At 51.1% G+C, this 12,464-nt stretch carries 17 protein-coding genes; 5 read left to right on the plus strand and 12 right to left on the minus strand.

Annotated features, from left to right (window positions below; translation table 11 throughout):
• Positions 1 to 29 precede the first annotated feature (29 nt).
• Both Q0757_RS08865 and Q0757_RS08870 read left to right on the plus strand, forming a co-directional pair.
• Positions 30 to 1,073, plus strand: coding sequence for a Gfo/Idh/MocA family protein (locus Q0757_RS08865; protein ID WP_298786416.1), 1,044 nt, complete (start codon positions 30 to 32; stop codon positions 1,071 to 1,073).
• Positions 1,073 to 2,041: a sugar phosphate isomerase/epimerase gene (locus Q0757_RS08870; RefSeq protein ID WP_298786418.1), complete on the plus strand. Its 969-nt coding sequence runs from the start codon at positions 1,073 to 1,075 to the stop codon at positions 2,039 to 2,041. The genes Q0757_RS08865 and Q0757_RS08870 overlap by 1 nt, the downstream gene beginning before the upstream one ends.
• A 48-nt stretch (positions 2,042 to 2,089) precedes the next feature.
• On the opposite strand, the gene Q0757_RS08875 is transcribed toward Q0757_RS08870, so the two are convergent.
• From Q0757_RS08875 to Q0757_RS08905, 7 genes are all read right to left on the minus strand, one after another.
• Positions 2,090 to 2,719: a response regulator transcription factor gene (locus Q0757_RS08875; RefSeq protein WP_298786420.1), complete on the minus strand. Its 630-nt coding sequence runs from the start codon at positions 2,717 to 2,719 to the stop codon at positions 2,090 to 2,092.
• On the minus strand, positions 2,716 to 3,750 hold the full coding sequence (locus Q0757_RS08880) for a sensor histidine kinase (protein WP_298786422.1): 1,035 nt from the start codon (positions 3,748 to 3,750) through the stop codon (positions 2,716 to 2,718). Before Q0757_RS08880 ends, Q0757_RS08875 begins: the two co-directional genes overlap by 4 nt.
• Entirely contained in the window at positions 3,747 to 4,469 is a 723-nt protein-coding gene (gene liaF, locus Q0757_RS08885) for a cell wall-active antibiotics response protein LiaF (RefSeq protein WP_298786424.1), read from the minus strand. Before liaF ends, Q0757_RS08880 begins: the two co-directional genes overlap by 4 nt.
• A 67-nt stretch (positions 4,470 to 4,536) precedes the next feature.
• Complete coding sequence (locus Q0757_RS08890) at positions 4,537 to 5,175, minus strand: PspA/IM30 family protein (RefSeq protein ID WP_298786426.1); 639 nt, start codon at positions 5,173 to 5,175, stop codon at positions 4,537 to 4,539.
• 16 nt (positions 5,176 to 5,191) lie between these two features.
• Positions 5,192 to 5,548 carry a flagellar basal body rod protein gene (locus Q0757_RS08895; RefSeq protein ID WP_298786428.1) on the minus strand — a complete coding sequence of 119 codons (357 nt, stop codon included), beginning with the start codon at positions 5,546 to 5,548 and terminating at the stop codon, positions 5,192 to 5,194.
• Between the two features lie 133 nt (positions 5,549 to 5,681).
• Positions 5,682 to 6,386 carry a hypothetical protein gene (locus tag Q0757_RS08900; RefSeq protein WP_298786430.1) on the minus strand — a complete coding sequence of 235 codons (705 nt, stop codon included), beginning with the start codon at positions 6,384 to 6,386 and terminating at the stop codon, positions 5,682 to 5,684.
• A complete protein-coding gene (locus Q0757_RS08905) occupies positions 6,358 to 7,218 on the minus strand; it encodes a GAF domain-containing protein (protein ID WP_298786432.1) in 861 nt (286 codons plus the stop codon). The genes Q0757_RS08900 and Q0757_RS08905 overlap by 29 nt, the downstream gene beginning before the upstream one ends.
• 259 nt (positions 7,219 to 7,477) lie before the next feature.
• Here Q0757_RS08905 and Q0757_RS08910 point away from each other — a divergent pair, with 259 nt between their 5' ends.
• Genes Q0757_RS08910 through Q0757_RS08920 form a run of 3 tightly spaced genes read left to right on the plus strand, consistent with a single transcriptional unit; the run spans position 7,478 to position 8,459 of the window.
• Positions 7,478 to 8,038: an RNA polymerase sigma factor gene (locus Q0757_RS08910; protein ID WP_298786434.1), complete on the plus strand. Its 561-nt coding sequence runs from the start codon at positions 7,478 to 7,480 to the stop codon at positions 8,036 to 8,038.
• 11 nt (positions 8,039 to 8,049) lie between these two features.
• Positions 8,050 to 8,220 carry a YvrJ family protein gene (locus Q0757_RS08915; RefSeq protein ID WP_298786436.1) on the plus strand — a complete coding sequence of 57 codons (171 nt, stop codon included), beginning with the start codon at positions 8,050 to 8,052 and terminating at the stop codon, positions 8,218 to 8,220.
• Complete coding sequence (locus Q0757_RS08920; RefSeq protein ID WP_298787012.1) at positions 8,220 to 8,459, plus strand: helix-turn-helix domain-containing protein; 240 nt, start codon at positions 8,220 to 8,222, stop codon at positions 8,457 to 8,459. Before Q0757_RS08915 ends, Q0757_RS08920 begins: the two co-directional genes overlap by 1 nt.
• A 62-nt stretch (positions 8,460 to 8,521) precedes the next feature.
• Here the strand turns inward: Q0757_RS08920 and hxlB are convergent, their stop codons facing one another.
• From hxlB to Q0757_RS08945, 5 genes are read right to left on the minus strand one after another with little or no spacing between them, the layout of a single operon-like run.
• Positions 8,522 to 9,082 (minus strand): 6-phospho-3-hexuloisomerase, encoded by a 561-nt coding sequence (hxlB, locus tag Q0757_RS08925; RefSeq protein WP_298786440.1) that lies wholly within the window; start codon positions 9,080 to 9,082, stop codon positions 8,522 to 8,524.
• Positions 9,079 to 9,705 carry a 3-hexulose-6-phosphate synthase gene (gene hxlA / locus Q0757_RS08930; RefSeq protein WP_298786441.1) on the minus strand — a complete coding sequence of 209 codons (627 nt, stop codon included), beginning with the start codon at positions 9,703 to 9,705 and terminating at the stop codon, positions 9,079 to 9,081. The genes hxlB and hxlA overlap by 4 nt, the downstream gene beginning before the upstream one ends.
• 11 nt (positions 9,706 to 9,716) lie before the next feature.
• Positions 9,717 to 10,685: a sugar kinase gene (locus tag Q0757_RS08935; protein WP_298786443.1), complete on the minus strand. Its 969-nt coding sequence runs from the start codon at positions 10,683 to 10,685 to the stop codon at positions 9,717 to 9,719.
• A gap of 2 nt (positions 10,686 to 10,687) precedes the next feature.
• Positions 10,688 to 11,968: a TRAP transporter large permease gene (locus tag Q0757_RS08940; protein WP_298786446.1), complete on the minus strand. Its 1,281-nt coding sequence runs from the start codon at positions 11,966 to 11,968 to the stop codon at positions 10,688 to 10,690.
• Positions 11,965 to 12,459 carry a TRAP transporter small permease gene (locus Q0757_RS08945; RefSeq protein ID WP_298786448.1) on the minus strand — a complete coding sequence of 165 codons (495 nt, stop codon included), beginning with the start codon at positions 12,457 to 12,459 and terminating at the stop codon, positions 11,965 to 11,967. Before Q0757_RS08945 ends, Q0757_RS08940 begins: the two co-directional genes overlap by 4 nt.
• Positions 12,460 to 12,464: the final 5 nt, after the last annotated feature.

Genomic DNA, 12,464 nt, shown 5'->3' on the forward strand with positions numbered 1-12,464 from the left:
CAACCACATATAAAAAGGAGTGGACTCCCATGAAAACAGTAAATATCGGCGTTATCGGGTGCGGAAGCATTGCGAGAAACCGCCACATTCCAGAATATGAAGCAAATGCACATACCACCATCCGGGCGGTCTGTGACCTCGTACAGGAGCGCGCCGAAGAAACGGCCTCCCGTCTCGGGGCTTCGGCCTATACCGATTACCATGAATTGTTAAAGGACGAATCGATTGAGGCGGTGAGCGTCTGCACCTCCAACCATATGCACGCCCAAATCAGCATCGACGCCCTGTTTGCCGGCAAGCACGTGCTCTGTGAAAAGCCGATGGCAACAAGCGCCCAGGAAGCTGAAGAAATGATGGAGGCCGAAAAGCGAAGCGGCAAAAAACTAATGATTGCCCACAACCAGCGCTTCGTTCCTTCGCACTTGAAGGCAAGGGAGCTGATTGCGGGCGGCGAGCTCGGCAAAATCTTCAGCTTCCGGACGACGTTTGGCCACGGCGGTCCTGAAGGGTGGAGCATTGACGGCAAGGACAGCTGGTTTTTCCGCAGGGAGGAAGCCTTTATTGGTGCCATGGGAGACCTTGGGGTGCACAAATCCGACCTTATTCAGTTTCTGCTCGATGAGCCGGTAACCCAGGTGGCTGCTTTTGTGGAAAACAATGCAAAGGAAAATATCACGGTGGATGACAACGCCGTCTGCCTGCTCAGAACAGCGGGCGGCCTGATCGGAACTCTCACGGCCAGTTGGGCGTATGTGCCCGAGGAAGACAACTCGACAATCATTTACGGTGAAAAAGGGACGCTCCGCCTTGAGGATGATCCGGTCCATTCGCTGACTGCCCATTATACCAACGGCCATACGGTCCGCTACGAGCTGGGAGGCATTCAGACAAACGATGCCGGCGGCCAGGAAGGCTCCGGCGTGATTGATGCCTTTACTGAAAGCATCGTCTCAGATACTGGAGTGCCGGTCTCCGCTGCAGACGGAAAGCAGGCCCTCGACGTTATTCTGGCGGCTCTTGCGTCCAGCGAACGCGGGCAGTTTGTTACTATCGGAAAAGAAGGTGTTCAATAATGAAGATCGGCGTTTTTACTGTTCTTTATGCTGATTTGGCTTTTACAGACATGCTCGACAAGGTGAAACGTGCCGGAGTGCAGGCGGTAGAGCTTGGCACCGGCGGCAACCCGGGCAGCGCCCACGCAAATGTGGACGAGCTTTTACACAGCGAGAATGCACGCAAACAGTTTCAGGAAGCCCTGGACTCCCGGGGCTTAACCGTCAGCGCGCTCAGCTGCCACGCCAACCCAATTTCTCCGGATCCGGCTGAAGCGAAGGAGGCGGACGAAACATTCAAAAAAACCGTACAGCTTGCGAGCCTCCTGAATATTCCTGTCGTCAATACATTTTCCGGGGTTGCCGGAAGCGACGAGAGCGCTAAGCATCCAAACTGGCCGGTCGCGCCGTGGCCGAGCGCGTATTCGGACATTTACAACTGGCAGTGGGAGCAAAAGCTTATTCCCTATTGGAAGGAGGCCGGGAGCTACGCTAAAGAACACGGCATCAAGGTCGGTATCGAGCCCCACGGAGGCTTTCTGGTTCATACGCCGTATACGGTATTGAAGCTGCGGGAGGCAACCAATGATGCCGTGGGCGCCAACCTTGACCCGAGTCATATGTGGTGGCAGGGGATCGATCCGGTCGCCGCGATCAAAATTCTCGGAAAAGAAGGAGCGATCCACCACTTTCACGCTAAGGACACGTACATTGACCAGGATAACGTCAACATGTACGGCCTCACTGACATGCAGCCGTACAGCAGCGTTCAGACCCGGGCCTGGAGCTTCCGTTCGGTCGGCTTCGGCCACGGCATGAAGGAATGGAGCGACATGATCAGTGCGCTCCGGACGTTCGGCTATGACCATGTAGTCAGCATCGAGCACGAAGACCCAATCATGTCGCTTGATGAAGGCTTCGAGCGGGCTGTACAAAACCTAAACTCCGTAAATATCTCTGAACGCCCGGTCGACATGTGGTGGGCATAGCCCTCCGTACCAAAAAAAGCTGCTTCCCTTTACTCAGGGGGCAGCTTTTTAAAATAGGCGATGCTTGTATGCATAAACGACTGCCTGGGTCCGGTCCTGCACCTGGAGCTTATGGAGCACACTGCTCACGTGTACCTTTGCCGTTTTCAGGGCAATAAACAGCTCTTCGGCAATTTCGATATTGGTCTTTCCATCCGCAAGCAGCCGCAGCACCTCGAGCTCGCGTGCGGTCAGTTCCTCGTGCAGCTCCCTCCGGTCCCGCCGTTTCATGTTCGCCATCAGTTTTCCCGCTACTTCCGGCTCGAGAATCGACTGGCCGTCGTGCGTTTTCCGGATGGCCGCTGCGATCTCCCCGGCCCGGGAGGTTTTTAAAATATAGCTTACCGCCCCCGCTTCAAGCGCCGGATACACCTTTTCGTCATCGATAAAGCTTGTGACGATAATGATTTTGGCTTCCGGCCACGCCTCCATAATTTTTGCTGTCGCCTCAATGCCGTTCATATCATCCATTACAAGATCCATGAGAATAATATCCGGCCTGAGTTCAAGCGCCAGCCTGACCGCTTCCCTTCCGCTTGAGGCTTCAGCGGTTACTTCCATATCCGGCTGCGTTGATAAATACGAGGTCACCCCAATACGCACCATTTCATGGTCGTCTGCAAACAGGATGGTAATCATGCCTCTTCCCCCTTTGACAGCCATGGCACTTTTACGTCGATCCGGCTGCCTTCTCCCGGCAGGCTCACCAGATGAAAGCGCCCGCCGATTTCCTCCGTTCGTTCCTTCATCGTGCTTAAACCGTAGCTGTCGGGTTTTTCTTCCTCCATATAAAAGCCGACACCGTTATCCTGGATACGCAAAATAATAAATTCTTCCCGCTGCAGCAGAGAAACCTTCAGCTCCGTCGCCTTTGCGTGGCGCAGCGTGTTGGAAATCGATTCCTGGCTGATCCGAAACAGCTGGTCCTCCACTCCCTTTTCAATCGGAAACGGCTCAATCACCTGCTTAATCTGCAGCGGCACCTTCGTCGTCAGATCGTTCAGCAGCTGAGCAATTCCTTCCTGCAGTGTTTGCTTATTCAGTGCAGCCGGCCGCAGATGAAGAAGCAGAGCCCGCATTTCGAGCTGGGACTGGTTGATCATCCGCTCAATGGTCTGCCATTCCCGGGAGACCTCCCCGGCGCCGGCCTGTTCATTAACCGCAGATATCATCATAGAGGCCGCAAACAGCTGCTGGCTGACCGAATCATGGAGCTCACGGGCAATCCGGTTTCTTTCCTGCGAAATAACTTCCTGCAGGCTTTTCTCCCGGTCTTCGGCCCGTTCTGTGGCCAGCTTCTGCCCCCGTTCAGCCTGTCCGTGCAGCTGACGCTCCACCATTTCAAGCTCCGTACGCAGCTCTTCCACTTCCCGGTACACCTCTGCCGGCCAGATTGTTTTAGAGCTTCCTCTGCCCAACCGCTCCAGCACAGCCTGCAGCTGCTGCCAGCGGGCGTTCCAGGCCCGGAACACCAAAAATCCGAGCGCGGTGCCAAGCAGAACGATCAGAACCACGAGCAAAAATCCATACGGCAGTCCGCTCATAGTACGCCCCGTCAGTACGTCCCACATGCCAAAGGGCAGCAGCAACAAAAGCGGAATCACGGCTGCGGCGCTTATAAGGAAGGCTGCGGCAATTCCCCACCCGGCTGCTTTCACAAAGCTGTTCATCGCCGCTCCACCTCCAGATCCCCACTGAGTAGCGAAGTGAAAATGTAAAGCGTGGAGGCATCCTCGTCCGCCGCTGGCGAGTGATAGGTAACTGTCTGGTTCCAGCGCTTTGCTTCTTCTTTGCCAAACAGGCGTACGCGCCCGTATAGCGTGCTGTGACGGATAATGACGTTCACTTCGTACGGAACGTAGACAGTCACTGAACCGAGGCCGTGGCGGACGATAATCACCGCCTGCTGCGGCAGCACGGTGTTGGTGGCATCAACAATTTTATCACCGACGCCGCCGATCACGTTAATATCCTTCCAGTGAAATGGCTTTCGTCCAACCTTCTCCCGCCCCCACAGGCGGTTGCCAAGCAGCTTGTCCCGTTCATAATTCTCAACTCTACCGCTCAGTTCTTCCACCTCTGCCTGTTCTTCGACGGGCTCCCGGCCCGAGCGGCGCATCTGCAGCAGCAGTAGAACAAAAAAGGCGATCACCCAGAACTGGACGGCCCAGAGAGTGACCGCTGTAAGACCCAGGCCGATCCATCCGGTCCACCAGAAAATGGCCGAGATTGTCCGCCTTTTCGTCCGCTTTCCGATAAATATAAACAGGGCGAAGAAAAAGAGTATGGGCAGCAAACCCGCTCCGTCCGAAAAAAATTCCAGTATGAACAGGAGGATTCCCGTAAAAAACACGAATTGGATCATCTTCGTTGATATGTGGGAAAACATAGGAACCCTCCTTTGCTGTTTTATGTAAGTTAAAAATAGAGACGCCTTAGTCAGCGTCTCTATTTTATCACGCTTTTTCCTGCTCTGCCTCTGTCTTCCGCTTTTCCAGATGCGCTACCCGTTCGTCAAAGGTGGAATGCTCGTACTCCCTTTGATGGCGCTGCTCCATACCTTCTAAATACTGTTCCACTTCCTTAAAACGGGCTTCCGGCTCGCGGCCGTTCTCCTGATACAGCTTAGAGATATTGTGATTGGCCCGGGCTACATTTTCCCGGCCCATCCATTCCATCCGTTTCAAACGCATATCCTTGAGCTTGTACACCATTTCCTGATGCCGCCTCTCAAGCGTCTGCAGCTGTTCTTCTGCTTCCTTTTTCATCGAAGCAAGCTTAAGCGCCCGCTCACCGTATTGTTCAATTTCCCTGACAGCGATATCGTACAGCTCATTCTCTTCATAGTGCTTTACCACTGCGGCCTGCTGTTTACGTTTATCAAGCATGTGTTCCGCTTCGTCCTGTTCGTGCTGAAATTCTTCGACCAGTCGGCGCTGGCGTTCAGTAAGCCTGCTTACCTTTTCCGTCTCGCGCTCTGCTTCTTTAATATAGCGGTTAAGTGATGCGATCGGATTATCTGTTTCTTTTTTCATGTTCCACCGCTCCCATTCGTGTTCGACATCCTCCTTGAACTGCTGCCAAATGCCTGTCATAGATCATTCCTCCTTTTTATCTGCGCTTTAGTTTTTTCCATTCTTCTTCAAAGCCTGTAAACGGGTCTTTCGTTTTTGAACGACGGTCGATGTCCACCTCGTCCCCGCTCCATTTTTTTACGCTCCAGTATATTGCATACAAGCCGAGAAGCGCGATTACTGCATAGATATTGGTGAGCGCAAGCAGTATGGCTGTGATACCCACGATCACCCAGAAAACCTTCGCCGCGGTGGATGTGCTTTCCTGAAACTGGCGCCAGACGATATACGCAAGCGCCACTCCGGCCGCGAGCAAAAGCAGCGGTCCGAGGTTAGACAGAACGACTATCGCTGCGACTGTAATTACTGCTGCTAATCCGATTTTTTTCCACATGTTTGTTTCCCCCTTCCTGTACTTCTATCTTACGCCGGTACTCAGGATTCCGGGAGCAGCCCGGGGTCTATCTTTTCTACGCCTCCAGGCGTAATTACCATAAAAAAAGCACCCTTTACGTATAAAAGGGTGCTTACTTTCCGATCTGCTGCCCTGCATTTTCAAGGGCCCCGATCGTTTTCTTTTTAAATATATCGTCGACCGGACGGCCGTCCGAACTCGAATAATTCAGCTGATTTTTCTCCGGGATATAAACAAACCCCAGTGCTTCAAGCTCCCTGCAAAGCCCGGCTGGAAGCTCACCGGCCCCCATCTGCCGGATAAAATGCTCTGTTACCGAGACAGTGACCTCTGTATCCGTCGACCCGGTGTTCAGCACAAACAGGTCATTTTCGTTCTGCTTGATCCATGTTCCTTTGGAAAAGAGCGAAAACGTCGATGCTTCGAGAGCGGAAATACCGCTGAGATTCACGCGGTACACGTCATTAATAACCTGCCGCACCGTTTCACCCGACGGAGCAGACGGCAGATGCAAAAGTGCATAATCGAGCAGCTCCTCCTTACCGGCAGCCTCCCATTCCTGTTCCGTCCATGCGGCAAAAACGGGATGCGACCTCCGGGCACCAGGCGCTTTCGGGTCCGCTGCAATACTCTGCAGCGAAAGCCCGAAAATCTCCGAAACAATGCGCTCCACCGAGGCAGCGGTGAGCTTGTTTTCATTTTCCACTCTTTCATCCATCTGTTCTGCTTTTGTACTCATACCAGTTCCTTCTTTCAACTTGATATGTAAATCGACCGCCGTCCGCTGTTCACTCGTTTCTGACCAGCCGGAAGCCAATAGATTTGAGCGCTGTCTCCAGGCTTTTTTCGATCATAATATTTTCGCCGAGAATATCTTTGCGGATGTCCTGAACAGCCATGTCCGGCCGCACCCCGGTCAGGATAGGATCGATGCCCATCAGCTTCAGTGCCTGAATGACCTGGGAAATATACGTTGTAAACGTTTCGTTAAATGCGGAAACACCTGACACATCGATCATAAAATAGTCGTATTTTCCGCCGTAGACTTCCTGCAGGACCGTTTCCATCAAACGGTTGGATCTGCTTTCATCCATCGCCCCGACGAGCGGGAGCACGGCAATTCCTTCGCCTATCGGCACAATCGGATACCCGAGGACTCCTATTTTTTCATTCATCTGGTCGACACGTATCAAATAGCTTAATAAATTCCCGAACGTCTGCATCAACGAAATTTCTTCCTTCTTAAATTCGCGAGGCTCGCGGTTTAATACGCAGAGCGTGCCAAACGGGCCGCCTTCCTGATTCTTGATATACACACCCAGAAAGGTATGTATATCGAAATTTTTCGGCATCAGCAGCTCTTTCGTTTCTTCATCATTCACGGCATCGGAAAAATGAAAATACTCCTGTTCGTCATTTTTCAGTACATACTGGCAAAACGAGGCTTCATGCTCCACCTTCATTCCCGGGGATACAAGCTCCTCTTCGTGGTTATTGTAAGCACTCAGCACGTCCATATAAGTATCTTCTTTTTTTGCAATATAAACAGAGTCCACGTGAAGGGACTCAGCAATCACGCTCATGATTTCTTCAGCCATCTCTTCAATGGAGAAAGTGTATCTGCTTGACGGCCCTGATGTTAAATTCACTTTTTCCCCTCCTGTTACAAAAATCTAATATTTTCATATTCCCTCTTCTGTTTTTAAGTAATCTTTTTGTAAACACATTATGCCACCAATGAGTCTTTTTTAACAGGACTTAACCTGTAAATTTTTTTAATTTCAGTATTTTCTTGTTTACGGGAAAAGCGTTCGTATAAAATATAAGAACAAACGTTCGTATTTATGGTTTACTTTTTATCTGTTGGATGTCTTTTATAAACAACAGGGGTAAGGAGAGGAGGCATCTATGACACATTCATCATACGCTGATTCAAAAAGAGAAACGTGGGAGACCTTCCGGGAGAAGAATCATTCATTTCTGCGCACCCGGCTTATTCGGGAATTTCTGGAGGATTCTGTGCACCAGCAATTATTAAAGCAGGCCCTGAACGAAGAGACGGCCTGGGCTTATAAAGCCGTCGATTTGTCCTTTAAACGATTCTATCAGGACGTGATCTGGCGCTCCTATATGTTAAAAACCCTGCACTGGGACGCAGTCCGCTATGACCGCTATCATCGCCGGCGCCAGCAGCGGACGCCTTTATCCGATCAGGAGGAGATGTTTGAAGAAGCCGGGAATTTTTCCAGCCGGGTCGAAGAACAGAGCCTCGAGGAAGAGCTGCACCATTATTCCATCTGGCTGGGGTTTCGTTCGCTGACGCCGTACCAGCAGTGGATTTTTTCTAAAAAATACAGCTCCGGGTGGAAGGATACCGACATTGCCAGTCATCTTCAAATCAGCAGGCAGGCAGTGTCAAATGCCCACCGGAAAGGACTGAAGACCCTTCGTTTTTATGCCGGAAAATAGGAGGAACGGTAATGCATATTATTGATTCCAGTGCTGTCGTCGAACTGCTTGCCAATGTCGGCTTTCCTATCGTAGTAACATTCTATCTGCTTTTGCGGATTGAACAACGCATTGAGCACCTGCGCCGGGAAGTAACACGCCTGGCATGCTCTTCATCAAAAAAAGGAGGTCGCGATGCATGATGACTAACAATCGCACAACAAAAACCCAGCGCATGAGTGAAGAAGCGCTGTATGAAGAGCTTCAAAAATTCGAGCCTTTTATCCAGCAGGCCCTGCGCCAGACGTCCTATCAGGAGCGTGAGGATCTTCAGCAGGAGCTCCGTCTGAAATGCATTGAAAAAATACTCACGTACGAGCCGCCGGAGGTGCCCGGCTTCTGGGAGTACAAACGCCGCTATGATCAGCAGGCAGACGAATAAACCGGCCTGCGCCATAAAAAAAGCAACCGGTCCGGCTTTTGGCCGGACCGGTTGCGTATGTGCTACTCCATGTTGGAATGACGCCTGGCCATCTGTTCATAGTCAGCGTTACCGCCTGCGTGAACAGCAGCAATAATCAGGCCGTCCAGTATTAAATGCAGGCTCTGGTCGAATTGGTTTCCCAGCGGCTGAATCGTTTCCGGCTCGTGCTCCAGCCGTTTTTTTGTTGCTGCCGGAATTTCAATAAAGGCACTACTAATCTTTCCGAGGGATGACGCGCGGTTGGTGGAGCAGACGAGAAGCTCTGCTCCGCTTTTTTTTGCCTGTTCCGCCGTGTGAACGAGAATCGGAGTGTTTCCAGATCCGGATAACACTACAAGTAAGTCCCCCTCACTCACGGAAGGGGTGATGGTTTCCCCGACGACAAACACATTATAGCCACTGTGCATGAGACGCATCGCAAACATTTTTCCAACGAGACCGGAGCGCCCCTCACCGGCTACAAAAATTCTTGGTGCCCGGTTAATCCTTACAGCAGCCTGTTCTGCTTCTTCTGCGTTCACGCTGCCAACAACCTCTGTTATTTCCCGGGAAATAGTATTTAATACTTGTTCTGTATTCATAGCCGATCTGCCTCCAATCGTATTTGCTCGGCCGCCTGCCGTGGGTCTTCACTTTTGGTAATAGCGCCTCCGATAATAATGACATCCGGACGGGCATCCTTAATTTTATAAAGGGTATCTGCCTGCAGTCCCCCGGCCGCCGACACCTCCCAGTGCGGGAATGCCTGCAGCAGCTTGTAATAATCACTATCGCCGCTCCCCTCCTGCTGCATGTCTTTGCCTATATGCAGCGAAGCGTTTCGGATGCCAAGCTTGTCGAGTTCCTTGAGGCGTTGTTTTTCCCGGACATTCAGCAGATCCACAAAAGCTTTTTTCCCGTATTCTTCAGCGGTCTCGAGCACAGCCTGAATCGAAGCATCCGACGCGAAAGCCATTACCGTCGTTACGTCTGCACCTGCCCCGAAGGCCTGGATTGTTTCTGCCCTGGCGGCGTCACATGTTTTCATATCTGCCACCAGCACTTTATCCGGATACTCCTGCTTCATCTGCCGGACGATGTCCATGCCGTATTCCTTAATAACTCCCGTTCCTATTTCAATCCAGTCAATATATGCTTCGGTTTGATGAACGATCTTAAAGCAGTCGTTCCATGGCAACCGGTCCAGCGCCAGCTGTATTTTCATCGCTTCCTCCTTTAACGCTCCAGGCGTTCTTCGTTCCCAAGCACTGCTTCCACTTCCTCTAAAAGCGGCAGTCCTTCATTATCGCCTGCTACCTGCACCACTTTTGCTCCCGCTGCCGAGCCGATTTTCAACGCTTTTTCAAGTGGATATCCCTGCAGCAGTCCGTATAAAAAGCCCGCATTAAAGCCATCCCCTGCTCCTACGGTGTCGGCCACCTTTTCTACTTTTTCCGCCGATTGATGCACGGTTTCACCGCTTCCGCTTTTTCCCGCTGCTCCTTCACTGCCATTTTTAATAATGACACGTTCGATACCGTACGATTGAAAAGAAGCGATGTGTTCTTCTAATGACTGGACGCCAAACAGCATATCCGCTTCGTCTCTTCCACTCAGCATAAGATCCACATACGGAAGCAGTGAGCGGATGGCCTCTCCGGCCTCCTCCCTGCTCCAAAGGCGCAGACGGATGTTTGGATCCATAGCTGTAAGCACTCCCTGTTCTCTTGCAAAGCGTAAGACCTCCCGGAGCATTTCCACGTTTTCCGGGCGGAGTGAAGCAAACACCCCGGTAATATAAAACACCTTCGGCTGCCCGCTCAGCTGCTCTTTAATGTGCTGTAGCGTTATTTCTTCCGTCGGGGACGGAAAACGGTAGTAAAACGTACGTCCGTTTCCATTTTCGGTCGTTTCTTTAAAATTTACGGGAGTAGCGTAGTTGTCTTCCAGGGCTATTCCCGAAACGTCAATTCCCTCTCCGCGCAGAGTATTGAAAATGTGGCGGCCGAATTCATCGCGGCCAAGACGGCTGATCATGCCAGTCTGAAGCCCGAGGCGGGCGCAGCCAATGGCCACGTTCAGCTCGGCCCCGCCGATTTTACGTTCAAACTCAGTCGTAAAGCGCATCGGCCCGCGCTGCTTCGGATTCATTGTAATCATTGCGTCACCAATTGTAAGGACGTCCTGCATCTTTGCTGCCTCCATTCTTATTCAAATGCATTCGGCAGCCACATGAAAATGCCCGGCACGAATGCAATTACTAAAATCACAACCAGAATCATGCCAATGTACGGAATCGTCGCTTTAAAGGAGCGGCTGATGGAAAGCCCGCCAATCGCGCTTGCAAGCAGCAGGCACAGGCCGTATGGCGGCGTTACCAGTCCTACAGCCAGGCACATAAGAACGACAATCCCCACATGAATCGGGTCGAGACCGAGCTCTGATGCCGCCGGCAGCACAATAGGCACAAACAAAATGATCGAAGGCACGGTATCCATAAACATGCCGACAAATAAAAACAATAAGATAATAAGAATAATCATCAGCCACGCGTACGGCACTGATTCCTGGAAAAACGATGAAATATGGGCCGGAATATTATTATAGCTGATCAGTCTTCCAAGCGATGTAGCGGTCGCCAGCGCAAACAGGGTAAGTGAGCTGAGCTTCAATGTTTCAATAACGATGTCCGGCATGTCCCGCAGACGGATGCTTTTGTAAAAAAAGAACGCCAGAATAAACGAATAAATGCAGGCGATGATCGACGCTTCGGTCGGTGTCACAAAGCCACCCATGATGCCGACGAGAATAATAATCGGTGTAAGCAGCGGTGGAAAGCTCCGGATGCCGTGTTTGACAATCGCTTTTGTGTCGAGCCGGTCATGCTTCGGATAATTATTTTTCTTTGAGATGATTGATATAAACACCATTAAGCCAACGCCGATTAATAGTCCTGGAATAATTCCGCCGATAAACATCTGGCCAATCGACACTCCGGCCAGGCTTCCGTAAATAACCATTGGAATCGATGGAGGGATGATCATGCCCATCGTGGAGGATGCGGCGGTTACAGCCACTGACGTTTCTGTGCTGTACTTTTCTTTTTTCATGCTTGGGATCAGAATCTTTCCCACTCCGGCCGTATCAGCCGTGGACGCTCCGGATATGCCTCCGAAAAACATGGAAACAACGACGTTGGAGTGCGCCAGGCCCCCGCGGATATGACCGACGAGTGACACCGCAAACTGGATAAGCCTCTCGGATATTTTTCCCCGGTTCATGATGTTTGCCGCAAAGATAAACAGTGGCACAGCAAGTAAAATAAACGAGTTCAACCCGACAAACATTTGCTGAATAACGGCTTCAAGTGGCACCGTTCCCATAACGAGAAAGCCGATATAGCTGACAATACCAATCACAAAGGCAATAGGAATGCCAAGAACCATCAATATTAAAAAGAGCAGTATAAGTCCAATCGCGGTTATCATTGTTTATTCACCTCCACAATATTTTGGTAGTGGCGCCAGTGATCCATTGCATTCTGAAACGCAAACAGCATAATCCCCGCCCCGGCAATTGGTACAGGCAGCCAAATGAAAAACTGGCTGACTCCAGGCAGGTAGTTCAGCGTCCAGCTGCTGAACTGCGCTGTAATCTGGATCCCATGGATCACAAACGCGAGACCGAACAGGATTAAAAAGAAATGAATAATTACCTGGAGCGCGAGCAGGTACTTGCCGGACAGCTTCTCCAAAAGGATGCTCACAGTAAAATGCTGGCGCTCCCTGACCATTGCCGCCGCCCCGAGCAGTACCATCCATATAAAGGCATATGTGGCCACCTCGGCTGACCAGAGAAAGGCTATTCCTGGAATATAACGGGTCATTACCTGCAGCGCTACGCATATAAAGAAAATAGAAAAAGCGGCTGCGCCTCCCCACAAAAACATTCGCTGTATTTTATCGATAAACGCTCTCATCTTCT

Origin of the sequence: uncultured Marinococcus sp., assembly GCF_947493875.1 — a bacterium.
Taxonomy (GTDB): Bacteria; Bacillota; Bacilli; order Bacillales; family Marinococcaceae; genus Marinococcus.